General features: G+C 53.2%; 24 protein-coding genes. 15 read left to right on the top strand and 9 right to left on the bottom strand.

Annotation, left to right across the window (positions count from 1 at the left end; genetic code table 11):
• Positions 1-25: 25 nt before the first annotated feature.
• The 13 genes from bamA to VI01_RS01915 all read left to right on the top strand — a co-directional run bounded on the left by bamA (position 26) and on the right by VI01_RS01915 (position 16,417).
• Positions 26-2,437 (top strand): outer membrane protein assembly factor BamA, encoded by a 2,412-nt coding sequence (gene bamA, locus VI01_RS01980; protein WP_045813807.1) that lies wholly within the window; start codon positions 26-28, stop codon positions 2,435-2,437.
• A gap of 95 nt (positions 2,438-2,532) precedes the next feature.
• A complete protein-coding gene (locus tag VI01_RS01975) occupies positions 2,533-3,033 on the top strand; it encodes an OmpH family outer membrane protein (protein ID WP_034829472.1) in 501 nt (166 codons plus the stop codon).
• A 3-nt stretch (positions 3,034-3,036) separates the two neighbouring features.
• On the top strand, positions 3,037-4,062 hold the full coding sequence (lpxD, locus tag VI01_RS01970) for a UDP-3-O-(3-hydroxymyristoyl)glucosamine N-acyltransferase (RefSeq protein WP_045813806.1): 1,026 nt from the start codon (positions 3,037-3,039) through the stop codon (positions 4,060-4,062).
• 194 nt (positions 4,063-4,256) lie between these two features.
• A complete protein-coding gene (gene fabZ, locus VI01_RS01965) occupies positions 4,257-4,712 on the top strand; it encodes a 3-hydroxyacyl-ACP dehydratase FabZ (RefSeq protein ID WP_013507953.1) in 456 nt (151 codons plus the stop codon).
• Positions 4,713-4,715: 3 nt separating this feature from the next.
• Positions 4,716-5,504 (top strand): acyl-ACP--UDP-N-acetylglucosamine O-acyltransferase, encoded by a 789-nt coding sequence (gene lpxA / locus VI01_RS01960; RefSeq protein ID WP_045813805.1) that lies wholly within the window; start codon positions 4,716-4,718, stop codon positions 5,502-5,504.
• A 3-nt stretch (positions 5,505-5,507) separates the two neighbouring features.
• A complete protein-coding gene (lpxB, locus tag VI01_RS01955; RefSeq protein WP_038648907.1) occupies positions 5,508-6,656 on the top strand; it encodes a lipid-A-disaccharide synthase in 1,149 nt (382 codons plus the stop codon).
• Entirely contained in the window at positions 6,649-7,275 is a 627-nt protein-coding gene (gene rnhB, locus VI01_RS01950; protein WP_045813804.1) for a ribonuclease HII, read from the top strand. Before lpxB ends, rnhB begins: the two co-directional genes overlap by 8 nt.
• A 31-nt stretch (positions 7,276-7,306) precedes the next feature.
• Positions 7,307-10,789 (top strand): DNA polymerase III subunit alpha, encoded by a 3,483-nt coding sequence (dnaE, locus tag VI01_RS01945; protein WP_045813803.1) that lies wholly within the window; start codon positions 7,307-7,309, stop codon positions 10,787-10,789.
• Positions 10,790-10,801: 12 nt separating this feature from the next.
• Entirely contained in the window at positions 10,802-11,761 is a 960-nt protein-coding gene (gene accA, locus VI01_RS01940) for an acetyl-CoA carboxylase carboxyl transferase subunit alpha (protein ID WP_034829454.1), read from the top strand.
• A 365-nt stretch (positions 11,762-12,126) separates the two neighbouring features.
• A complete protein-coding gene (locus tag VI01_RS01930) occupies positions 12,127-14,277 on the top strand; it encodes a lysine decarboxylase LdcC (RefSeq protein WP_045813801.1) in 2,151 nt (716 codons plus the stop codon).
• Between the two features lie 72 nt (positions 14,278-14,349).
• A complete protein-coding gene (locus tag VI01_RS01925) occupies positions 14,350-14,739 on the top strand; it encodes a VOC family protein (RefSeq protein ID WP_038648896.1) in 390 nt (129 codons plus the stop codon).
• 53 nt (positions 14,740-14,792) lie between these two features.
• Positions 14,793-16,094 (top strand): tRNA lysidine(34) synthetase TilS, encoded by a 1,302-nt coding sequence (gene tilS / locus VI01_RS01920; RefSeq protein WP_045813800.1) that lies wholly within the window; start codon positions 14,793-14,795, stop codon positions 16,092-16,094.
• A gap of 14 nt (positions 16,095-16,108) precedes the next feature.
• A complete protein-coding gene (locus VI01_RS01915; RefSeq protein ID WP_045813799.1) occupies positions 16,109-16,417 on the top strand; it encodes a cytochrome c in 309 nt (102 codons plus the stop codon).
• A gap of 40 nt (positions 16,418-16,457) precedes the next feature.
• Here the strand turns inward: VI01_RS01915 and rof are convergent, their stop codons facing one another.
• A complete protein-coding gene (gene rof / locus VI01_RS01910) occupies positions 16,458-16,721 on the bottom strand; it encodes a Rho-binding antiterminator (RefSeq protein ID WP_038648888.1) in 264 nt (87 codons plus the stop codon).
• A complete protein-coding gene (locus tag VI01_RS01905; protein ID WP_013507964.1) occupies positions 16,708-16,908 on the bottom strand; it encodes a YaeP family protein in 201 nt (66 codons plus the stop codon). The genes rof and VI01_RS01905 overlap by 14 nt, the downstream gene beginning before the upstream one ends.
• Before the next feature lie 216 nt (positions 16,909-17,124).
• On the opposite strand from VI01_RS01905, the gene arfB reads away from it, so the two are divergent.
• Entirely contained in the window at positions 17,125-17,535 is a 411-nt protein-coding gene (gene arfB / locus VI01_RS01900; RefSeq protein WP_038648886.1) for an alternative ribosome rescue aminoacyl-tRNA hydrolase ArfB, read from the top strand.
• A 30-nt stretch (positions 17,536-17,565) separates the two neighbouring features.
• On the opposite strand, the gene proS is transcribed toward arfB, so the two are convergent.
• The 6 genes from proS to metN all read right to left on the bottom strand — a co-directional run bounded on the left by proS (position 17,566) and on the right by metN (position 23,123).
• Positions 17,566-19,284: a proline--tRNA ligase gene (gene proS, locus VI01_RS01895; RefSeq protein WP_045813798.1), complete on the bottom strand. Its 1,719-nt coding sequence runs from the start codon at positions 19,282-19,284 to the stop codon at positions 17,566-17,568.
• A 90-nt stretch (positions 19,285-19,374) separates the two neighbouring features.
• Positions 19,375-20,079, bottom strand: coding sequence for a tRNA (N6-threonylcarbamoyladenosine(37)-N6)-methyltransferase TrmO (gene tsaA / locus VI01_RS01890; RefSeq protein WP_045813797.1), 705 nt, complete (start codon positions 20,077-20,079; stop codon positions 19,375-19,377).
• Positions 20,076-20,477, bottom strand: coding sequence for an Rcs stress response system protein RcsF (gene rcsF / locus VI01_RS01885; protein ID WP_045813796.1), 402 nt, complete (start codon positions 20,475-20,477; stop codon positions 20,076-20,078). The genes tsaA and rcsF overlap by 4 nt, the downstream gene beginning before the upstream one ends.
• A 115-nt stretch (positions 20,478-20,592) precedes the next feature.
• Positions 20,593-21,408: a MetQ/NlpA family lipoprotein gene (locus tag VI01_RS01880; protein WP_034829430.1), complete on the bottom strand. Its 816-nt coding sequence runs from the start codon at positions 21,406-21,408 to the stop codon at positions 20,593-20,595.
• A 37-nt stretch (positions 21,409-21,445) separates the two neighbouring features.
• Positions 21,446-22,099 (bottom strand): methionine ABC transporter permease MetI, encoded by a 654-nt coding sequence (locus VI01_RS01875; RefSeq protein WP_034829428.1) that lies wholly within the window; start codon positions 22,097-22,099, stop codon positions 21,446-21,448.
• Positions 22,092-23,123: a methionine ABC transporter ATP-binding protein MetN gene (gene metN, locus VI01_RS01870; protein ID WP_045813795.1), complete on the bottom strand. Its 1,032-nt coding sequence runs from the start codon at positions 23,121-23,123 to the stop codon at positions 22,092-22,094. The genes VI01_RS01875 and metN overlap by 8 nt, the downstream gene beginning before the upstream one ends.
• Before the next feature lie 188 nt (positions 23,124-23,311).
• Here metN and gmhB point away from each other — a divergent pair, with 188 nt between their 5' ends.
• Positions 23,312-23,872, top strand: coding sequence for a D-glycero-beta-D-manno-heptose 1,7-bisphosphate 7-phosphatase (gene gmhB / locus VI01_RS01865; protein ID WP_045813794.1), 561 nt, complete (start codon positions 23,312-23,314; stop codon positions 23,870-23,872).
• Here gmhB and VI01_RS25660 read toward each other — a convergent pair.
• Positions 23,840-24,042: hypothetical protein (locus VI01_RS25660; protein WP_231638440.1), on the bottom strand; the 203-nt coding region annotated here is incomplete at its 5' end. The two genes, gmhB and VI01_RS25660, sit on opposite strands and share 33 nt — an antisense overlap.

Here is a 24,042-nt window from a genome sequence, read left to right as displayed (position 1 = left end):
TGTGTTAGGAAAACGCATAACAACGATGGCGATGAAAAAGTTGCTCATAGCGTCGCTGCTGTTTAGCAGCGCCACCGTTTACGGTGCAGACGATTTCGTAGTGAAGGACATTCATTTCGAAGGTCTCCAGCGAGTCGCCGTCGGCGCGGCTCTGCTCAGCATGCCCGTACGTGTCGGTGATACCATTTCTGACGATGACGTCAGAAACACCATTCGCTCTCTGTTCGCCACCGGCAACTTTGAAGATGTTCAGGTTCTGCGTGATGGAACAACCCTGATTGTTCAGGTGAAAGAGCGTCCGACCATTGCCAGCATCACTTTCTCCGGCAACAAAGCGGTGAAAGAAGATCAGCTGAAGCAGAACCTTGAAGCTTCTGGTGTGCGCGTCGGTGAAGCACTTGACCGCACCACGCTTTCTTCGATTGAGAAGGGCCTGGAAGACTTCTACTACAGCGTCGGTAAATACACCGCCAGCGTGAAAGCGATTGCGACACCGCTGCCCCGTAACCGTGTGGATCTGAAATTCGTCTTCCAGGAAGGCGTGTCTGCTCAGATTCAGCAGATCAACATCGTTGGTAACAAAGCCTTTAGCTCTGACGAATTGATCTCGCGCTTCTCACTGCGTGATGAAGTGCCGTGGTGGAACGTGGTAGGCGATCGTAAATACCAGAAACAAAAGCTGGCCGGGGATCTTGAGACTCTGCGTAGCTTCTATCTGGATCGCGGTTATGCGCGCTTCAACATCGATTCCACTCAGGTGAGCCTGACGCCAGATAAAAAAGGCATCTACATCACCGTGAACATCAACGAAGGCGATCAGTATAAGATTGCCGGCGTTATCGTGAACGGCAGCATGGCGGGTCACTCTGCGGAAATCGAAAAGATGACGCGTATTCCATCGGGTGAGCTGTATAACGGCACCAAAGTCACCCAGATGGAAGACGACATCAAAAAACTGCTGGGTCGTTATGGCTATGCCTATCCGCGTGTGGTGACACAGCCGGAAATTAACGATGCAGACAAAACCGTTAAACTGCATATCAATGTGGATGCCGGTAACCGTTATTACGTGCGTAAAGTGCGCTTCGAAGGTAACGATACGTCGAAAGATTCCGTACTGCGCCGTGAGATGCGTCAGATGGAAGGCGCATGGTTGGGCAGCGACCTGGTTGATCAGGGTAAAGAACGCCTGAACCGCACCGGTTACTTTGAAACGGTTGATGTAGACACGCAGCGCGTGCCAGGTTCTCCGGACCAGGTCGATGTGGTTTACAAAGTGAAAGAGCGTAACACCGGTACCTTCAACTTTGGTGTGGGTTACGGCACCGAAAGTGGCGTCAGCTTCCAGGTGGGTGTAACCCAGGATAACTGGCTCGGTACCGGTAATACCGTTGGCATCAGCGGGACTAAAAACGATTATCAGACCTATGCTGAATTCTCACTGACCGATCCGTACTTCACGGTCGACGGTGTCAGCCTGGGGGGTCGTTTGTTCTACAACGACTTTAAAGCGAATGATGCTGACCTGTCCGATTACACCAACAGAAGTTATGGTGTTGATGGCACGTTAGGCTTCCCAGTAAACGAGAACAACACGCTGCGTGTCGGCCTGGGTTACGTACATAACGACCTGTCCAACATGCAACCACAGATTGCGATGTGGCGTTATCTTGACTCGGTTGGCCGTCATCAGGAGTTGAATGATAAAGGTGATTTCTCTGCAGATGACTTCACCTTCAACTACGGTTGGACATACAACACGCTGGACCGCGGTTTCTTCCCGACCAGGGGTAACCGTACCAACCTGAACGGCAAAGTGACCATTCCAGGTTCCGATAACGCCTTCTACAAAGCGACGTTGGATTCTCAGCAGTACGTGCCACTGAACCGTGATGGCACCTGGGTGGTGCTGGGACGTGGCCGTGTCGGATATGGTGACGGGCTCGGTGGAAAAGAGATGCCGTTCTATGAGAACTTCTACGGCGGTGGTTCAAGTACGGTTCGTGGCTTCCAGTCCAATACCATTGGTCCGAAAGCGGCGTATCTGAACGATCACTCCTCCACCTGTAACCTGACGGATGCCAATGGCGTCTGTAAGTCAGATGATGCGGTGGGTGGTAACGCGATGGCAATTGCCAGCCTTGAGCTGATCACGCCAACGCCGTTCCTGAGCGAGAAATACGCTAACTCAGTCCGTACATCGGTGTTCATGGACGCCGGTACTGTCTGGGATACCAAATGGCAGAACACCGCAGAAACACGTGCGGCGGGCATTCCGGACTACAGCGATCCGAATAACATTCGTGTCTCTGCCGGTGTTGCACTGCAATGGATGTCGCCATTAGGTCCGCTGGTATTCTCATATGCTCAGCCGATGAAGAAAGTCGAGGGAGACAAGTCAGAGCAGTTCCAGTTTAACATTGGTAAAACCTGGTAAGGCTCTGAACAAGGAAGTGAAAATACCGTCTTGCATCCGTGTCGCGCTCTGGCGTGACACGCTGCAAACACACACGTTGAGGTAAGGAGTTTATAGTGAAAAAGTTGTTCTGTGCTGCTGCTCTGGGTGTTGCATTAGCTGCTTCTGCGGGTGCCCAGGCGGCCGATAAAATCGCCGTCGTGAACCTGAGCCAGGTATTCCAGCAGTCTCCGCAGCGTGCCGCTGTTGCTAAACAGCTTGAGGGCGAGTTCTCAAGCCGTGCTTCTGACCTCCAGGCGCAGCAGCAGAAAATCCAGGGTGAAATCCAGGATCTGCAGCGCAATGCGTCAACCATGAAGGCCAGCGATCGCACCAAGAAAGAGAAGCAGATTGCTTCTGAGCGTGCTGCTTTTGAACAGAAAGCGCAGGCTTTCGACAAAGACAACCAGACTCGTCAGATGCAGGAGCGTAACAAGCTGCTGGCTAAAATCCAGACCGCTGTTCAGTCTGTAGCGAAAAGCGATGGTTACGATCTGGTGCTGGATTCTCAGGCCGTTCTGTACTCTTCTGCTGATGCTAAAGACATCACTGCTGACGTTGTAAAACAGGTTAAATAATCGATGTCATCAATTCGACTGGCTGATTTAGCCCAGCAGTTGGATGCAGAATTGCACGGAGATGGCGATATCGCCATCTCCGGCATTGCTTCTATGCAATCCGCCACCACTGGTCAAATCACTTTTCTTGCAAACAGCCGCTACCGCGAGCAGCTCGCTCATATCCAGGCTTCAGCCGTGGTGCTGACGGAAGCGGATCTGGAGTGGTGTAAAACCGCTGCCCTGGTGGTGAAAAATCCTTACCTAACGTACGCTCGCATGGCACAACTGCTGGACACAACGCCGCAGCCCGCGCAGAATATCGCGCCCAGTGCGGTGATCGATCCGACAGCGACGCTGGGTAAGAACGTTTCGGTGGGCGCGAATGCGGTGATCGAGTCTGGCGTTGAGCTGGGCGACGACGTTGTGATTGGCGCAGGATGTTTTGTGGGTAAGCAGACGCGTATCGGTCGCGGCTCACGTTTGTGGGCTAACGTTACGATTTACCATGAGATCGAGATTGGTCAGGATTGTCTGATTCAGTCGGGTACCGTGATCGGTGCCGATGGTTTCGGGTATGCTAACGACCGTGGCAATTGGGTGAAAATCCCTCAGCTGGGTACTGTCGTGATTGGGGATCGGGTAGAAATTGGTGCCTGTACCACTATCGATCGCGGTGCACTGGATAACACTCTGATCGGCAATGGTGTTATCATAGACAACCAGTGTCAGATTGCGCACAACGTTGTGATTGGAGATAACACGGCCGTTGCGGGTGGTGTGATCATGGCGGGTAGTCTGAAGATTGGACGTTATTGTATGATTGGCGGCGCCAGCGTCATTAACGGCCATATGGAAATCTGTGACAAAGTGACCGTAACGGGCATGGGCATGGTAATGCGCCCCATCACAGAGCCGGGGGTATACTCATCGGGTATCCCACTGCAACCCAACAAAACCTGGCGTAAAACGGCAGCGCTGGTGATGAATATCGATGAAATAAGCAAACGCTTAAAAGCCATCGAACGTAAGGTCGGCAAAGACGACTAAACGCATCGCTCGCTACCCGCTTTCATAATAAAGCAGCGTGCCTTTTCACAACTTCGGCTTAACCCGAAAGCGTAAGAAGGTCTCTCAGGAAAGCGTTACGCCACCGAACTGATTTGCGGCCTGCGGAGGATCATTTTGATCTGTGCAGGCCGTGTTATTATTGCCATCAGATTTTTTAGGACAGGAAGAGTATTTTGACAACTGAAACGCATACTCTGAAAATCGAAGAGATTTTAGAACTGCTGCCGCACCGCTATCCGTTCTTGCTGGTTGACCGCGTGCTGGAATTTGAAGAGCATAAATATCTGCGTGCGGTGAAGAACGTTTCTGTTAATGAACCGTTTTTCCAGGGACACTTCCCTGGTAAGCCGATTTTCCCAGGCGTTCTGATTCTGGAAGCAATGGCGCAGGCAACCGGTATTCTGGCGTTCAAAAGCGTTGGAAAACTGGAACCCGGCGAGCTGTATTACTTCGCCGGTATCGACGAAGCCCGCTTCAAACGTCCAGTGGTACCGGGCGATCAGATGATTATGGAAGTCACCTTCGAGAAAACTCGTCGTGGTCTGACGCGCTTCAAAGGCGTGGCAACGGTAGACGGCAAGATTGTCTGTGAAGCGACCATGATGTGTGCCCGTAGCCGGGAGGCATAATTAGTGATTGATTCAACCGCCAATATTCATCCCAGTTCCGTCATTGAAGAAGGTGCCGTCATCGGCGCCAATGTTCACATCGGCCCGTTCTGCTTTGTCGGCGCTAACGTGGAAATTGGTGAAGGTACGGTGCTCAAATCGCACGTGGTGGTGAATGGCCACACGCGTATCGGTAAAGATAATCAGATCTATCAGTTTGCTTCGATTGGTGAAGTGAACCAGGACCTGAAATATGCCGGTGAGCCGACCCGTGTTGAAATCGGCGATCGCAACCGCATCCGTGAGAGCGTCACCATTCACCGTGGCACCACGCAGGGTGGCAACGTCACCAAAGTTGGCAGCGATAACCTGCTGATGGTCAATGCGCACATTGCTCATGACTGCGTGATTGGCAACCGTTGCATCTTCGCCAACAACGCCACGCTGGGCGGCCATGTGACTGTTGATGATTTCGCGATTATCGGCGGGATGACGGCGGTACACCAGTGGTGCACCATTGGTGCACACGTGATGGTTGGCGGTTGTTCAGGCGTCGCGCAGGATGTGCCTCCGTACGTGATTGCGCAGGGTAACCACGCAACACCGTTCGGCATTAACATCGAAGGTCTTAAGCGCCGTGGCTTCAGCAAAGAAGCACTGCACGCGATTCGTAATGCGTACAAATTACTGTACCGCAGCGGCAGAACGCTGGATGAAGTGAAACCAGAGATTGAAGAGCTGGCGAAACAACACAGCGAAGTGCAGCCTTTCTATGACTTCTTTGCTCGTTCAACGCGTGGATTGATTCGTTAATCCATGTCAGTGCGTCCCTTAACGATTGCCCTGGTCGCCGGAGAAACCTCCGGCGATATTCTTGGTGCTGGTCTTATCCGTGCGCTCAAAGCGCGTCATCCCGATGCTCGCTTTGTCGGCGTTGCCGGTCCGCTGATGCAGGCCGAAGGCTGTGAAGTCTGGTATGAGATGGAAGAGCTGGCGGTGATGGGCATTGTTGAAGTGCTCGGCCGCTTGCGCCGATTGCTGAAAATTCGCAAGGATTTGACGCAGCGCTTCACCGAACTCAAGCCTGATGTCTTCGTCGGTATTGATGCGCCAGATTTCAATATCACCTTGGAAGGGAGCCTGAAGCGCGCAGGCATTCGCACCATTCATTACGTCAGTCCTTCTGTATGGGCGTGGCGACAAAAACGCGTGTTCAAAATTGGCCGCAACACCAATCTTGTATTGGCGTTTCTGCCGTTTGAAAAAGCGTTTTACGATCGATTCAACGTACCTTGCCGCTTTATCGGCCACACCATGGCGGATGCCATGCCGCTGCAGCCAGATAAATCGGCGGCGCGACGTGAGCTAGGCATCGCGGAGGATGCGATCTGCCTGGGCTTGCTGCCGGGTAGCCGTGGTGCAGAAGTGGAAATGCTGAGTGCGGATTTCTTGCGTGCGGCGCAGTTGTTGCGTCAGCGTTATCCCGCACTGGAAATCGTGGTGCCGCTGGTCAATGCCAAACGCCGCGAACAGTTTGAACAGATTAAAGCTGAAGTGGCACCCGAGCTGCCGATGCATTTGCTGGATGGCAAAGGCCGTCAGGCGATGATCGCCAGCGATGCGGCGATTCTCGCATCCGGCACTGCTGCGCTGGAGTGCATGCTGGCGAAATGTCCGATGGTGGTCGGTTACCGCATGAAACCCTTTACCTTCTGGCTGGCGAAGCGTTTGGTGAAAACACCGTACGTTTCATTGCCCAATCTGCTGGCGGGTCGGGAGTTGGTCAAAGAGCTGTTGCAGGAAGAGTGCCAGCCAGAGGCACTGGCGGCTGCGCTGGAACCTCTGTTGCATGCCGGACCAGAGCGCGATGACCTGCTGAATACCTTCAACGAGTTGCATCAACAGATTCGCTGGAATGCTGATGAGCAAGCCGCGGACGCCGTACTGGAGATTGCCAATGGCTGATTTTATCTACCCAAACGCACAGCGCATTGCTGGCGTGGATGAAGTGGGACGAGGTCCGCTGGTAGGTGCCGTTGTTACGGCAGCAGTCATCCTCGATCCCGCGAATCCGATTATAGGGCTGGCTGACTCAAAGAAGCTCTCAGAAAAGCGTCGGCTGGCGCTGTATGACGAGATCAAAGAGAAAGCGCTGGCCTGGAGTCTGGGCCGTGCGGAGCCTGAAGAGATCGACCAGCTCAACATTCTGCACGCCACTATGCTGGCGATGCAGCGTGCGGTAGCGGGTCTGCCTGTTACGCCTGATTTTGTGTTGATCGATGGCAACCGTTGCCCTGCGTTAGCGATGCCATCGCAAGCGGTTGTGAAGGGCGATAGCCTGGTAAAAGAGATCAGTGCAGCCTCGATCATTGCCAAAGTTACACGCGATCGTGAAATGGCCGAGCTGGATCTGTTGTTCCCGGAATATGGATTTGCCCAGCATAAAGGCTACCCAACTGCGTTGCATATGGAAAAATTGACCCAGTTTGGTGCCACGCCACATCATCGCCGCAGCTTTGCACCGGTGCGTAATGCCCTGATTGATGCTGATGTGCTGGCCGCGCGCCAGCCGACTACGCTTTAATAGCCTGACGCTGTTTTAATCGGAAACTGATATGGCTGAACCTCGTTTTATACATCTGCGCGTACACAGCGACTATTCGATGGTCGATGGCCTGGCGAAAACTAAGCCATTGGTCAAGAAGGCGGCTGCGCTTGGTATGCCGGCGATTGCGATTACCGATTACATCAACCTTTGCGGGTTGGTGCGTTTTTACGGCAGTGCGCACGATGCAGGCATCAAACCGATTATTGGTGCGGATTTCCACGTCGCCAGCGAATTGATGGGCGATGAGCTGACACAACTCACTGTGCTTGCTGCCAATAACACGGGCTATCAGAACCTGACGTTGTTGATTTCGCGAGCGTATCAGCGTGGGTATGGTATTGCCGGGCCAATTATTGACCGTGACTGGCTGGTCGAGCTGGGTGAAGGCATCATTCTGCTCTCCGGTGGACGCAAGGGTGATGTTGGCCGCAGTCTCCTGCGCGGCAACAGTGCGCTGGTATCGCAGTGCCTCAGTTTCTATCAGGAACACTTCCCTAATCGTTATTACCTCGAACTGACGCGGACCGGACGCGCTGATGAAGAGGCTTATCTGCATGCCGCCGTTGAGTTAGCGATTGCCGAAGGTGTGCCGGTGGTGGCCACTAACGAAGTCTGTTTCCTCAACGAAGAAGATTTTGACGCCCATGAAATTCGCGTGGCGATTCATGATGGCTTCACGCTGGACGATCCAAAACGCCCACGTCATTACAGTCCTCAGCAATATATGCGCAGCGAAGAGGAGATGTGCGAGCTGTTCTCGGACATCCCGGAAGCGCTGGAAAACAGCGTAGAGATTGCTAAGCGTTGTAACGTCACGGTACGCCTGGGTGAGTACTTCCTGCCGCAGTTCCCCACCGGTGAAATGACGACCGAAGATTTCCTCGTTATGAAATCTCGTGAAGGGTTGGAAGAGCGTCTTGAATTCCTGTTTCCGGATGACAAGCAGCGTGCGGAAAAGCGGCCAGAATATGATGAACGTCTTGAGATTGAACTTAACGTTATCAACCAGATGGGCTTCCCTGGCTACTTTCTGATCGTGATGGAGTTTATCCAGTGGTCGAAGGATAACGGTATCCCGGTTGGGCCCGGCCGTGGTTCAGGTGCGGGTTCATTAGTGGCGTATGCGCTGAAGATCACCGATCTCGATCCACTGGAATTTGACCTGCTGTTCGAACGCTTCCTTAACCCGGAACGTGTCTCAATGCCTGACTTCGACGTCGATTTCTGCATGGAGAAGCGCGATCAGGTGATCGATCATGTCGCCGAGATGTATGGGCGCGAAGCGGTCTCGCAGATCATCACTTTCGGTACCATGGCGGCGAAAGCGGTTATCCGCGACGTAGGGCGCGTGCTCGGTCATCCGTATGGCTTTGTCGATCGCATCTCCAAGTTGATCCCGCCCGATCCTGGGATGACGCTGGATAAAGCCTTTGAAGCGGAACCGCAGTTGCCGGAAATCTACGAGGCAGATGAAGAGGTCAAAGCGCTGATCGATATGGCGCGCAAGCTGGAAGGTGTCACGCGTAACGCCGGTAAACATGCCGGTGGGGTGGTTATCGCACCGACCAAAATCACTGATTTTGCGCCGCTTTACTGTGACGAGAATGGCCAATTCCCGGTAACCCAGTTTGATAAAAATGATGTGGAATACGCCGGGCTGGTGAAGTTTGACTTCCTCGGCTTGCGTACGCTGACCATCATCGACTGGGCGCTGAAGATGATTAACCCGCGCCGCGCCAAAGAAGGGTTGGAGCCGATTGATATCGCCGCCATCCCGCTGGATGACAAGAAAAGCTTCGATATGCTGCAACGCTCGGAAACCACAGCGGTTTTCCAGCTTGAATCACGCGGCATGAAAGATCTGATTAAGCGTCTGAAGCCGGACTGCTTTGAAGATATGATCGCACTGGTGGCACTGTTCCGCCCAGGACCGCTGCAATCGGGCATGGTTGATAACTTCATTGACCGTAAGCACGGCCGTGAAGAAATTTCGTACCCGGATATTCAGTGGCAGCACGAAACCCTGAAGCCGGTACTGGAACCAACCTACGGCATCATCCTGTATCAGGAACAGGTGATGCAGATCGCTCAGGTGCTGTCGGGTTATACCCTGGGTGGTGCGGATATGCTGCGCCGTGCAATGGGTAAAAAGAAACCCGAAGAGATGGCTAAGCAACGTTCGGTGTTCCAGGACGGTGCAGAAAGCATGGGCGTGGACGGTGAACTCTCGATGAAGATCTTCGATCTGGTAGAGAAGTTTGCCGGTTATGGCTTTAACAAGTCGCACTCGGCAGCCTATGCTTTGGTGTCTTACCAGACGCTGTGGCTGAAAGCGCACTACCCAGCAGAATTTATGGCCGCGGTAATGACCGCCGATATGGACAACACCGAGAAGGTCGTTGGCCTGGTGGATGAGTGCTGGCGCATGGGCTTGAAAGTGCTGCCGCCCGATATCAACTCCGGTCTGTATCCGTTCCATGTGAATGATGAAGGCGAAATCGTTTACGGCATTGGCGCCATTAAAGGCGTGGGTGAAGGGCCGATCGAAGCGATCATTGAAGCGCGTAATGAAGGCGGCTACTTCAAAGAGCTGTTCGATCTCTGCGCGCGTACCGACACCAAAAAGATCAACCGCCGTGTGATGGAAAAGCTGATCATGTCCGGCGCATTTGATCGCCTCGGTCCGCATCGCGCAGCCTTGATGAGCGCGCTCAGCGATGCTTTAAAAGCTGCGGATCAGCACGCAAAAGCAGAAGCCACCGGACAAGCCGACATGTTTGGTGTGCTGGCCGAAGAGCCTGAGCAGGTGGAGAAGTCATACACCAACATCACGCCATGGCCGGAACAGATTCAACTGGACGGTGAGCGTGAGACGCTGGGTTTGTATCTCACCGGCCACCCAATTAATCAGTATCTTAAAGAAATTGATCGCTACGTTGGCGGCATGCGCCTGAAGGACATGCATCCGACGGATCGTGGTAAAGTAACCATCGCGGCGGGGCTGGTGATTGCCGCCCGCGTGATGGTCACGAAACGCGGCAACCGAATTGGTATTTGTACTCTCGACGATCGCTCTGGTCGTCTGGAAGTGATGTTATTTACCGATGCGTTAGATAAATACCAGCAGTTGCTGGAGAAAGACCGTATCCTGATCGTCAGTGGACAGGTCAGCTTTGATGACTTTAGCGGTGGCCTTAAAATGACCGCTCGAGAAGTGATGGACATCGACGAAGCGCGGGAAAAATACGCGCGCGGACTTGCTATCTCGCTGACGGACAGGCAAATTGATGACCAGCTTTTAAACCGTCTCCGCCAGTCTCTGGAGCCTCATCGCTCCGGGACCATTCCGGTGCATCTCTATTATCAGAGAGCAGATGCGCGGGCGAAGCTGCGCTTTGGTGCAGCGTGGCGTATTTCGCCCAGCGATCGTTTACTCAACGATTTGCGGTCGTTAGTAGGATCGGAGCAGGTGGAACTGGAGTTTGACTAAAACAGGAACATTATGAGTCTTAATTACCTGGATTTTGAACAGCCAATCGCAGAACTGGAAGCGAAAATCGACTCGCTGAAGTCAATTGGCCGTTCGGATGAGAAACACGATATTAATCTGGATGAAGAAGTGCAGCGTTTGCGCGAAAAAAGCGTTGAGCTGACCCGTAAAATCTTCTCCGATTTAGGTGCATGGCAGGTTGCGCAGCTCGCGCGTCACCCGCTGCGCCCTTATACGCTGGACTATGTCCGCAACGCGTTTGATGATTTCGATGAGTTGGCTGGCGACCGCGCTTATGCCGATGACAAAGCGATTGTCGGCGGGATTGCCCGTCTTGATGGTCGTCCGGTGATGGTCATTGGCCATCAGAAAGGCCGTGAAACCAAAGAGAAAATCCGTCGTAACTTCGGTATGCCAGCACCAGAAGGCTACCGTAAAGCGCTGCGACTGATGGAAATGGCTGAACGCTTTAAAATGCCACTGATCACCTTCATCGACACCCCGGGTGCATACCCTGGTGTGGGCGCCGAAGAGCGTGGACAATCAGAAGCCATCGCACGCAATCTGCGTGAGATGTCAGGTCTGAAAATTCCGGTCATCTGTACTGTGATTGGCGAAGGCGGTTCCGGTGGTGCGCTGGCGATTGGCGTGGGCGACAAAGTGAACATGCTGCAGTACAGCACCTACTCGGTGATTTCACCGGAAGGCTGTGCTTCTATTCTGTGGAAAAGCGCTGATAAAGCGCCTTTGGCTGCTGAAGCGATGGGCATCACCGCCGATCGTCTGAAAGAGCTGAAGCTGATCGACTCGATCATCCCTGAACCTCTGGGTGGCGCGCATCGTCAACCAGTGGATATGGCGGCAAGCTTGAAAAAGCAACTGCTGGCGGATCTGGCGGATCTCGACGTGCTGAGCACGGAAGAGCTGCTTAACCGTCGTTATCAGCGCCTGATGAGCTACGGCTACGCGTAAGCCTGCTTGCTCATAAAGAAAAGCGGACTCCGGTCCGCTTTTTTTATGTCCGTTGATGACTGAGCGCGATCGTACGGACCGCTATGAGTCGGGCAGCAATGACAGTCTAACCGGACAGAGAAGGCCAGGCCGAAGAGCAAAGCGTCCGGGCCATGGACGGCCCGGCCGATCTGCATGGATGCGTTGTTCCTTTGCGATCGGGCTGGCCTTTTCTGGCCTTAGCACCCAACTCTCAGCACCCCCCTAAACAACGGTCTCTCGCATCCCAGCCTTACATCTACTATCAACAACACCGCATTCCAGAACATTCACCTCTCACTTTTCGCTATCCTTATTCAGTGCCATAACACCACAGGAGGTGAGCATTGAATATTATCGCGATCATGGGACCGCACGGCGCGTTCTACAAAGATGAACCGATTCGTGAACTGGACGCAGCCCTCAAGCTGCAAGGGTTCCAGACCGTCTATCCCAACAATGCCAGTGACCTGCTGAAACTGATAGAACACAACCCGCGTATCTGCGGCGTGGTTTTTGACTGGGACGATTACAGTCTGGCGCTGTGCAGTGACATCAATCAACTCAACGAATATCTGCCGCTGTATGCCTTTATCAACACCCATTCGCAGATGGATGTCAGCATTAACGAAATGCGCATGGCGCTGCAATTCTTTGAGTACGCGCTCAATGCCGCTGACGACATCGCCTTGCACATCCGCCAGTACACCGACGAATACATCGATAAAATCATGCCGCCGCTGACTAAAGCGCTGTTCACCTATGTGAAAGAGGGCAAATACACCTTCTGTACGCCGGGCCACATGGGCGGCACCGCCTTCCAGAAAAGCCCGGTGGGCAGCCTGTTCTATGACTTCTACGGTGCAAACACGCTCAAGGCGGATGTCTCCATCTCTGTCACCGAACTGGGGTCTCTGCTCGATCACACTGGCCCGCACCTCGAAGCAGAAGAGTATGTAGCGCGTACTTTTGGTGCTGAACAAAGCTATATGGTGACCAATGGCACCTCAACATCGAACAAAATTGTTGGGATGTACGCTGCACCCGCAGGCAGTACGGTGCTGATTGACCGTAACTGCCACAAATCACTCACCCATCTGTTGATGATGAGCGACATCATCCCGATCTGGCTCAAGCCGACACGCAACGCACTTGGTATTTTGGGCGGTATCCCGCAGCGGGAGTTCACGCGTGATAGCATTCAGCAGAAAGTTAATCAGACACCACGCGCCAGTTGGCCGGTGCATGCCGTCATCACCAACTCCACTTACGATGGCCTGTTATATAACACCCAGTACATCAAAGAGACGCTGGATGTGCCGTCGATTCATTTCGATTCAGCTTGGGTGCCGTACACTAACTTCCACCCGATCTACAGCGGCAAAAGCGGTATGAGCGGGGAGCGTATTCCCGGCAAAGTGATTTATGAAACGCAGTCGACGCACAAACTGCTGGCGGCGTTTTCGCAGGCCTCGCTGATTCACATCAAAGGTGATTACGACCACGACACCTTCAATGAAGCCTACATGATGCACACCACCACATCGCCGAGTTACGCGATTGTCTCATCGATTGAAACGGCGGCGGCGATGCTGCGCGGTAATCCGGGCAAGCGATTGATCAATCGCTCAGTTGAGCGCGCTCTGCATTTCCGTCGTGAGATTCAGCGACTGCGTGAAGAGTGCGATGGCTGGTTCTTCGACATCTGGCAGCCTGAGCAGATCGATGAAGCTGAGTGCTGGCCGATCCAGCCAGGCGAAGAGGACTGGCATGGATTCACCCATGCCGATCGTGATCACATGTACCTCGATCCGATCAAAGTCACCATCCTGACGCCCGGAATGAGTGAATTGGGGAAAATGGCGGATGAAGGCATTCCTGCGGCGCTGGTGGCGAAGTTCCTCGATCAGCGCGGCGTGGTGGTAGAGAAGACCGGGCCGTACAATTTGCTGTTCCTGTTCAGCATCGGTATCGATAAAACCAAAGCCATGAGCGTGCTGCGTGGTCTGACTGAATTCAAACGCGCCTACGATCTTAATCTGCGGGTGAAAAATATGCTGCCGGATCTTTATGCCGAAGATCCCGATTTCTATCGCAATATGCGCATTCAGACGTTGGCGCAGGGCATTCATAATCTGATCCGACAACACGATCTGCCACGTCTGATGCTGAAGGCGTTCGACGTATTACCAGAATCAAAAATGACGCCGCATCAGGCCTTCCAGCGCCAGGTGCAGGGGCAAGTCGAAACCGTCGATATCCGTGAGTTAGTGGGCCGGGTCTCTGCCAACATGATTCTGCCTTATCCGCCGGGCGTGCCGTTGGTGATGCCAGGCGAGATGATCACGGAGGAGAGCCGTGCAGTGCTCGATTTTCTGCTGATGCTCTGCACTATTGGACGGCACTATCCTGGATTTGAAACCGATATCCATGGTGCAACGCTCACCGACGATGGGCGCTATCTGGTGCGTGTACTACGTGAGGAAAACAGCCGTTAACTTCGGACAATTGCCTCTTTTCAGCGCGCTACCGAGCACGTAGGCTTAGCGGCTGATTCTTTAGGAGCCGCTATGCTGCAGATAAAACAGATCCACCACATTGCCATTATTGCCACCGATTATCAGCGCAGTAAGGCGTTTTACTGTGACGTGTTAGGTTTTGATTTGCTGGGTGAGTATTACCGCGCCGAGCGTGATTCGTGGAAAGGGGATCTGGGACTAAACGGGGTTTATACCATCGAACTGTTCTCGTTCCCCTCGCCGCCGCCACGCGTCAGTGGGCCGGAAGCCTGCGGTCTGCGTCATCTGGCGTTTTGTGTTGATGATGTTGAACAGTCGATTGTGGCGTTGGCTGCGAAAGGCGTGGTGTGCGAACCCATCCGCATTGACGCCCTGACCGGCAAAGCGTGCACTTTCTTTCCGGATCCAGACGGTTTGCCGCTGGAGCTGTATCAAGCGTAAACTAGCCACCGCTGCGGGCCGCAATCAGGCGGTTCGCGTTGACGGATTACGCTATGTCCTTTTCCCATCTTGCTTCGTTACTGACACCCGACGCCCGCTGTGTGCTGGCGTTCAGTGGCGGGTTGGATTCCACCGTATTGATGCATCAGCTGGTGAGCTGGCAACGCCAGGTGCCCGAGTTGCAGGTGCGCGCGTTGCACGTCCATCATGGATTAAGCCCAAATGCGGAGCGCTGGGCGTCACATTGCCTGCATATCTGCCAGCAGTGGCAGATTCCCTGCGAAATATTGCGCGTTCAGGTGGATGGTCGTGTAAGGGGCATTGAGGCGGCGGCCCGGGAAGCACGCTACCAGGCGTTATTTCATCAGCTGCAACCCGGTGAGCACTTACTTACGGCTCAGCACCTTGACGATCAGTGTGAAACGCTGTTGTTGGCGTTAAAAAGGGGCAGTGGACCAGCAGGATTGGCGGGGATGCCCATCCAGCGTCAGGTGGGGAAACATTCGCACCTGCGTCCGTTGCTGGATATCAGTCGTCAGCAACTCGAAGCCTATGCGACGGAACACGGCTTAGGCTGGATTGAAGATGAGAGTAACGCCGACAGCCGCTATGACCGTAATTTTCTTCGTCAGGACATTCTGCCGTTGCTGCAGACGCGCTGGCCACATTTTAGCGCCGCCAGCGCCCGCAGTGCCGCGCTGTGTGGTGAGCAGGAGCAATTGCTGGATGAACTGTTGGCAGAACAGTTGGCCCAGCTCACTGATGAACAGGGCGCACTGCATTTTCCGCCATTGCTGGCGATGAGCGAAGCGCGACGGCATGCACTTTTGCGTCGCTGGATTGCACAGCAGGGCGGCGCGATGCCTTCACGTGATGCCTTAAAACGTATCACCGATGAAGTGATGTGTAGCCGTGAAGATGCCAATCCCAGCCTGAGTTTTGCTGCCTTTACACTCCGCCGTTATCGCCAGCGGCTGTATTGGCTTAACGCGCATGCATCGCTGAGTCAGCACTCGCTAACCTGGCATGATCGTGAACAAGCGCTGCGGCTGCCCGAGAATTTAGGCGTATTACAGGCAAATCCGGCGATCGCCACCTTGCGTCAGCCCACCGGGGACGAATCGATCAACGTTCGTTTTCAGGCCAGCGGCTATTATCATCTGCTGGGCCGCGCCGGAGGGCGGGAGATAAAAAAACTGTGGCAGGAGTTAGGTGTGCCACCCTGGCAGCGTGAACGTATTCCTTTGATTTACTACAACCAGACGCTGATCTGCGCACCGGGACTTTTTGTTACCCGAGAGGGTGCGGCCAGTGATGAGCAAGGCTGGCAAGCGATCTGGTTACAACAACAATAAGATGGAGAGCAATGATGAAACATTGGATAGCGGCAGCACTGCTGACCGCTGCGTTGCCGGCTTTTGCCGACGGCGATGTGAATGCAGGCGCGCAAAAAGCAGCAACCTGCCTGGCGTGTCATGGTGCGGAAGGAAAAAGTGCTGTGCCGCTTTATCCCAATCTTGCCGGACAACATGCGCCTTACCTGCTGCACTCCTTGCAGGCATATAAAAAAGGGGAGCGCAGCGGTGGTCAGGCCGAAGTGATGAAAGCGTTTGTGGCAGGATTGAGCGATCAGGATATGGAAGATTTATCGGCGTATTACAGTTCGCTGAAGCCGTAAGCGAGGAGGGCGGGATAGCATTCCCGCCCGGATGTGGTAGTTATTCGTCTTCGCTAACGATGACGGTGCCCAGCTCGGGATGACTGAAGCTGGCGATATGGTCAAGACGCAGTTCGCGGGTTTCACCGGAGAGATCGACCGTCAGGTACTCCACGTTTTTACGTGAGACCATGTCAACAGCTTTCGCCTTAAGCTGATCGCCGTTTTTTAACTCCAAAGACAGCGTCCAGTGTTTGGTGCAGGCGAGCTCGAGGCTATCGTAGTCATCGCAGTTGATGGGTTTGTAGGCTTCATTCGTCAACATAGTCGCTCACCAATAAGTTAGCAGCAGCATAAGCTGCTTGTTCCCTGACAGAAGAGTTTAGCGCAGAATTAGCGGCAATATCGTTGAGTGCGTTTAGCGCGCAACCTATCGCGTCTGGCACATACCCCAGGTCGCCACTGCCGATTTCGGCATACTTCTGGCGAACTAACTCACAATACTTTTGCACATACACCCCCTCAGCAGAGCTTAAATACTCTGGTTGATAAGCGACTATATCACAGGATTTTCATGGAAATCAGCCAGGGGAAGCCGCGATCTGTGCAAAGAAAAGTGTAAAAGTGACACACAGCGCTGGCCTTAAGCAGGAAGGCGGCGCACAAAAGGTTAAGTTGATGAACAGGTTATTCCGCGACACAACATCGTTCTTAAAGGCAGGTGACAGATGATCGTGCTGTCGCGTTCAGTCTCACTTGCAGACAACGAGGTCGAGCTCAGTGCCATTCGTGCACAAGGTGCCGGCGGGCAGCATGTGAATAAAACGTCCACCGCTATCCATCTGCGTTTTGATATCCATGCCTCTTCGCTGCCACCGTTCTACAAGGAACGTCTATTGGCTGCGAGCCACCATTTGATCACGGCAGAAGGCGTGGTGATCATCAAATCTCAGGAGTATCGCAGCCAGGAAATGAATCGCGAGGCGGCCCTGCAGCGGCTGATCAATCTGATTCGTGAGTTAACCACGGTGGAAAAAACTCGGCGAGCGACACGACCCACGCGTGCCTCTAAAGAGCGGAGGCTGGAGGGGAAATCACGGCGCAGTAATGTGAAAGCGATGCGGGGAAAAGTGCAATGAAAAACGCCTCCAGCTGGAGGCGTTTCAGTATTACTTGTTCAGCGCTTTTGCCAGGAACTCGACAATATCGTGCTGTTTGATCATCTGCTTCTCGCTGGATGAACGTGCCTTGTACTCGATCTCTTCGTTATCGAGGTTACGGTCACCGATGACGATGGTGTGTGGCACGCCAATCAGTTCCATATCAGCGAACATCACGCCTGGACGCTCTTTGCGGTCATCCAGAATCACATCAATGCCTTTGGCACGGAGTTGGCTGTACAGCTCTTCTGCCAGCTCCTTCACGCGGAACGATTTCTGCATGTTCATTGGCAAAATCGCCACTTCGAACGGTGCCAGCGCAGCCGGCCAGATGATGCCGCGTTCGTCATGGTTCTGCTCAATGGCCGCGGCGACAACACGGGTGATACCAATGCCGTAGCAACCCATGGTCATAATCTGGTTACGACCCTCTTCACCCTGAACGGCAGCTTTCATTGCGTCAGAATATTTGGTACCCAGCTGGAAGATGTGACCCACTTCGATACCACGTTTGATCTGCAGTGTGCCTTTGCCATCCGGGCTCGGATCACCTTCGACGACGTTACGGATATCTTCAACACGGGCTTCTGGCAAATCGCGTACCCAGTTGATACCGGCGAAGTGCTGACCATCAATGTTCGCGCCTGCGGAGAAATCGCTCATCTTTGCCACGGTGCGGTCGGCAATCACTGGCATGTTCAAACCCACCGGGCCGATTGAACCAAAGCCTGCGCCAACGGCTGCACGAATCGCTTCTTCACTGCCCATCTCCAGTGGAGAGGCAACGATATCCAGATGCTCGGCTTTAATTTCGTTTAGCTCGTGATCACCGCGAACCAGCAAGGCAACCAGTGCATGGCCGCTCTCTTCAGTACCTTTCACAATCAGCGTCTTCACGGTTTTCTCAACCGGGATCTGATGTTGCTCGACCAGCTCAGCAATGGTTTTCGCGTTTGGCGTAGCAAACTGCGTCATCGCCTGAGTTGCCGCTGGACGTTCACCCGCTGGCGCCACGGCTTCCGCTTTTTCGATGTTGGCGGCGTAATCGGATTCGCTGGAGAAGATCACATCATCTTCACCGCTCTGCGCCAGCACCTGGAACTCGTGAGAGCCGCTGCCGCCAATCGAACCGGTATCCGCTTGCACCGCACGGAAATCCAGCCCCATACGGCTGAAGCTCTGGCTGTAAGCGCGATACATCGCATCATAGGTTTCCTGCAAGGATTCCTGTGAGATGTGGAAGGAGTAGGCATCTTTCATGATGAACTCACGTGAGCGCATCACACCAAAACGAGGACGTACTTCGTCACGGAATTTGGTCTGGATTTGATACAGATTCAGCGGCAGCTGTTTGTACGAGCTCAGCTCGTTGCGGATCAAATCGGTGACCACTTCTTCGTGAGTTGGCCCCAACACGAACGGACGCTCGTGGCGATCTTTAATGCGCAGCAGTTCTGGGCCGTACTGCTCCCAACGGCCGCTCTCTTCCCATAAATCGGCAGGCTGAACCACCGGCATGGAGATCTCAATCGCACCCGCGTTGTTCATCTCTTCGCGTACGATGTTTTCAACTTTTCGCAGCACGCGAACACCGGTCGGCAGCCAGGTATAAAGACCAGAAGCCAGTTTACGGATCATACCGGCGCGCAGCATCAGCTGGTGGCTGATCACTTCCGCATCGGATGGCGTCTCTTTCAGAGTAGAGAGCAGATATTGAGTAGTACGCATTGATTACGATTCCAGTTGTACGGAAGGACACGGACAAAAATTTTTCTGGCGGCTAGTGTACCAGCGAGATCATTCACTCAAAAGCTTGTTTTAGCGTGGATCGAGAGCGATCACTTCTGTGCCGATATCATCGATACGCCAGCGCACGTTAAAGTCGAGTAGCCAGGCAGCATACTCACGATCTTCCGCTTCACCTTTACGGTAAGCTGGGCGGGGATCCTGCGCTAAAACGTCAGCGATAAAACGTGCCAGATGGGGATAGTTTTTCTGCTGCTGGATTTGGTGCTGCGCCAGAGCAGAGAAACGCACAGGCATGGTGGCATCGGGGGCGCTCTGCGCAAAGCCGGCACGGGCATCGGGCAGGGCTTCAGCAAACGGCAGATACGGTTTGATATCGACTACCGGTGTGCCATCGACTAAATCCAGACTGCCGAGTTGCAAAATCACCTGCTGCTTATCACATCGAATGCCTTTCAACTCGACCAGCGACATGCCAATGGGGTTAGGGCGAAAGGTGGATCGGGTGGCGAAAACCCCCATGCGCGCGTTGCCGCCTAAGCGAGGAGGGCGCACGGTTGGGCGCCAACCGCCTTCCATGGTCTGATGGAAAACAAACAGCACCCAAAGATGGCTGAAGGCTTCAAGCCCTCGCACCGCTTCTGGCTGATTATAAGGCGGCAAGAGATGCAACTCGCCGCCGCCATCCTGAACTAAGCCAGGCTGGCGCGGTACGGCAAATTTTTCTTTCCACGGCGAACGAATAACGCCGATTTGCGCAAAGGCAAAATCACTCATTGATTGGAAACTTTCAGTGCTGAGCCCTGGCAAATGGCCTGGCGATAGCAGCCTGGCGTGCTGGTGACGATTTCGCATTTATGCAGCAATATCGCGTTCGCTTTCATCCCGGCAGCTTTAATCTGCAGACGCTTACGTGCGGTATTGATATTCGGTGGCGAATCCTGGCGGCTGCTTTGGCAATCATCGGCAGAGACTTCGCCCAGATCGCGGAACGGATTACTGACCAGATCGGTGGCATCGGTATAAATTTTTACCGGTGCAGGACGTGGAGCTGGCTTACGTTCTGGTTGGCTGGATGATTGTTGCGGGCGGGCAGGAGCACTGCTTATTGGGTGATATTCACGGACACACCCGGTTAGCATCAATGCTAACAAGCAGAGCGGTAAAAAACGCATGGCAACATCCTCAGTAGTAAAAAGTGGCGTTATTGAAACAAGGACGGGATTAAATAACAAGTCAGCAAAAAGAAAGGGCGGCCGAAGCCGCCCTGGATGGCATCAAAGGCGAAAATTACCAGCCTTTTACTGCACCACCGTTGAAGATTTTGTTCGCGGCTTCAGAAACTTCATCAGACTGATATGCCTGAACAAATTTCTTCACGTTTTCCGCATCTTTATTATCTTCACGGCTGACGATCAGGTTTACGTAAGGAGAATCTTTATCTTCAACAAAGATGCCATCTTTTGCTGGCGTCAGACCAATCTGGCTGGCGTAAGTGGTGTTGATCACCGCCAGCGCAATCTGCTGATCGTCCAGTGAACGTGGAAGCTGTGGTGCTTCCAGCTCAACAATCTTCAGGTTTTTAGGGTTCTCAACGATATCCAGAGAGGTTGGCAGCAGGCCCACGCCATCTTTCAGTTTGATCAGGCCAACTTTCTGCAGCAGCAGCAGTGAACGACCGAGGTTGGTTGGATCGTTAGGAATCGCAACCTGTGCACCGTTTTGCAGTTCATCCAGTGATTTGATTTTCTTTGAATAGCCGGCAATCGGATAAACGAAGGTGTTACCCACTGGTACAAGCTTGTAGCCACGGTCTTTGATCTGCTGATCCAGATAAGGCTTATGCTGGAAGGCGTTAACATCGATATCGCCTTTGCTTAATGCTTCGTTCGGCAGCACGTAATCGTTAAAGGTCACCAGCTCAACGTCCAGACCGTATTTCTCTTTAGCGACCTTCACTGCGGTTTCAGCAACCTGCTGCTCAGCACCGACAATCACACCCACTTTAATGTGGTTTGGATCTTTAGCTTTCTGATCGCATCCTGCCAGCGCAATTGCGCCAATCAGAGCACCCACAGCGGCAATCTTTTTAAATGTGAAAGACATATCCCTTCCTTAATAGAGGACTATTGATGTTGTTTACTTATTTATGTGACACAGCACGGACAATGCGGTCGCCACAGAATTGAATGAGATACACCAGAACAACCAGCAAAATCAGCACGGTATTCATCACAGTGGCGTTATAGCCAATGTACCCATACTGATAGCCAATCTGACCCAAGCCACCTGCGCCGACCGCGCCGCCCATGGCGGAGTAGCCGACCAGCGTAATCAGAGTAATTGTAGCGGCATTCACCAGACCCGGCAGGGCTTCGGGTAGCAGCACTTTACGTACGATCTGCAGGGGAGTAGCGCCCATCGCGCGTGAGGCTTCAATCAAACCGGTTGGCAGCTCTAACAGCGCATTCTCAACCATACGCGCAATAAAGGGAGCGGCACCCACTGTCAATGGCACGATAGCGGCCTGCAAACCAATGGAGGTGCCGACAATCATGCGCGTGAAGGGAATCATCCACACCAGCAATATAATGAAGGGGATTGAACGGAAGATATTCACCACCGCTGAGAGCACGCGATAGAGTGTGCCATTGGCCAGAATTTGCCCTGGGCGAGTGACATACAGCAGCACGCCGACGGGCAGGCCGAGTACAAAACCAAAGAAACCAGAGACGAAGGTCATCATCAGCGTTTCCCAGACGCCACGCGTCAGTAACCATAGCATCGCTTCAGACATAACCCAGTACCTCTACTTTCACATGATTTTCTTTCAGCCAGGCAATCGCTGCCTGTGTATCTGTTTCACTGCCATCCATCTCGGCCAGCATGATGCCGAACTTCACGCCGCCGGCATAATCCATCTGGGCACTGATGATGTTGTTATTCACATTGAAGCGACGAGCAGCTTCTGACAGCAGCGGCGCATCTACTGATTTGCCGGTGAACTCCAGACGCAACAGCGGGACGCTTTCAGCTGTGGCTTGCGGTGTCATACGTTGCTGGTAATCGTCTGGGATATCCAGATGCAGCGTCGATTGAATGAATTGCTGGGCCAGTGGCGTTTTAGGATGTGAGAACACTTCACTGACGCTGTCTTTCTCAATCAGTTCGCCATTACTGATAACAGCAACCTGGTCGCAGATGCGTTTCACCACATCCATCTCATGAGTGATCAGCAGAATAGTGATCCCCAGACGGCGGTTGATGTCTTTTAATAATTCTAAGATGGAACGTGTGGTTGCTGGGTCGAGGGCGCTGGTGGCTTCATCACACAACAAAACTTTTGGATTAGTGGCCAGCGCACGCGCAATCGCCACACGCTGTTTTTGCCCACCGGAAAGATTCGCAGGCCAGCTGTCGTGCTTATCTGCCAGCCCAACTAACTCCAGCAGTTCAGTCACGCGGTTTTTGATCTGCTCACGTGATAAGTTGCCTAATTCGAGCGGCAGCGCAACGTTACCGGCGACGGTACGTGAGTTCATTAAATTGAAGTGCTGGAAAATCATGCCAATCTGGCGGCGTGCCAGCGTCAGTTTTGAGGAGGAGAGAGCAGTCATATCCTGACCATCAACCAGAACGCGTCCTGATGTCGGACGCTCAAGCAAGTTAACGCAGCGGATCAGCGTACTTTTACCGGCACCGGAAGAACCGATGACGCCATAAATCTGTCCAGCAGGCACGTGCAGGCTGACGTTGGAAAGCGCCTGAATGGTGCGTGAACCTTGCTGGAACACTTTGGTAATGTTTTCGAGTTTAATCATTAGTTTAATAGTTATCGTGTTGCGTTGTCCGTGGTGTATCGGGTTTCACGCGATCGCGCTGCGTGAAATTTGGATGGATGTTAAGGCATCCAGACGGCTAAATCAATCGAAGTCATTCAATCTGCCATTCTCTCTATATATGCAATCATGCGATACTGTGCGGCATTATTTGCAGCAGGAGTTTCTACGTGTCGAACAAAGTCCCCGCTATTTTTCTAGATCGTGATGGCACCCTGAATGTCGATCATGGTTATGTTCACGAAATCGATAATTTTGAATTCATCGATGGCACCATTGAAGCGTTGCAGGCGCTAAAGAAGATGGGCTTCGCGCTAGTACTGGTGACCAACCAGTCCGGTATTGCGCGTGGCATGTTTACCGAAGACCAGTTTATGCAGCTCACCGAATGGATGGATTGGTCGCTGGCGGATCGTGATGTCGATCTTGATGGCATCTATTTCTGTCCTCATCTGCCAGATGCAACAGTAGAAGAGTATCGCCAGGTATGTGATTGCCGTAAGCCGCAGCCGGGTATGCTGCTCTCTGCGCAGAAGCATCTGAATATCGATATGGCTGCTTCTTATATGGTCGGTGACAAAATAGAAGATATGCAGGCAGCCGCAGCAGCAGGTGTGGGCACTAAAGTGTTGGTGCGTACGGGTAAGCCAGTTACCGCTGATGGCGAAAATGCAGCAGATTGGGTGCTTAATAGCCTGTCAGAGCTGCCTGGACGCATTAAAAAGGGCTGATTTAGGCGGTTTTGTGCAATTTTCAAGCGAACGAATAAAAACTTGAAAATTGCCCTTGCGCTTCCTCAGAACCTGCCTATAATGCGCCACCACTGAGACGGCAAAGCGGCAACGCAGACGGCTCAGCAGGGAGTGAAGTAATTCACCCCGCCGGAGAAAAACGCTGAAAA

The sequence above is a fragment of the Pantoea sp. SM3 genome, from assembly GCF_000963995.1.
GTDB classification, from domain to species: domain Bacteria; phylum Pseudomonadota; class Gammaproteobacteria; order Enterobacterales; family Enterobacteriaceae; genus Pantoea; species Pantoea rwandensis_B.
The sequence above is the reverse complement of the archived record's forward strand: the minus strand, read 5'-3'. Positions and strand labels throughout refer to the sequence as shown.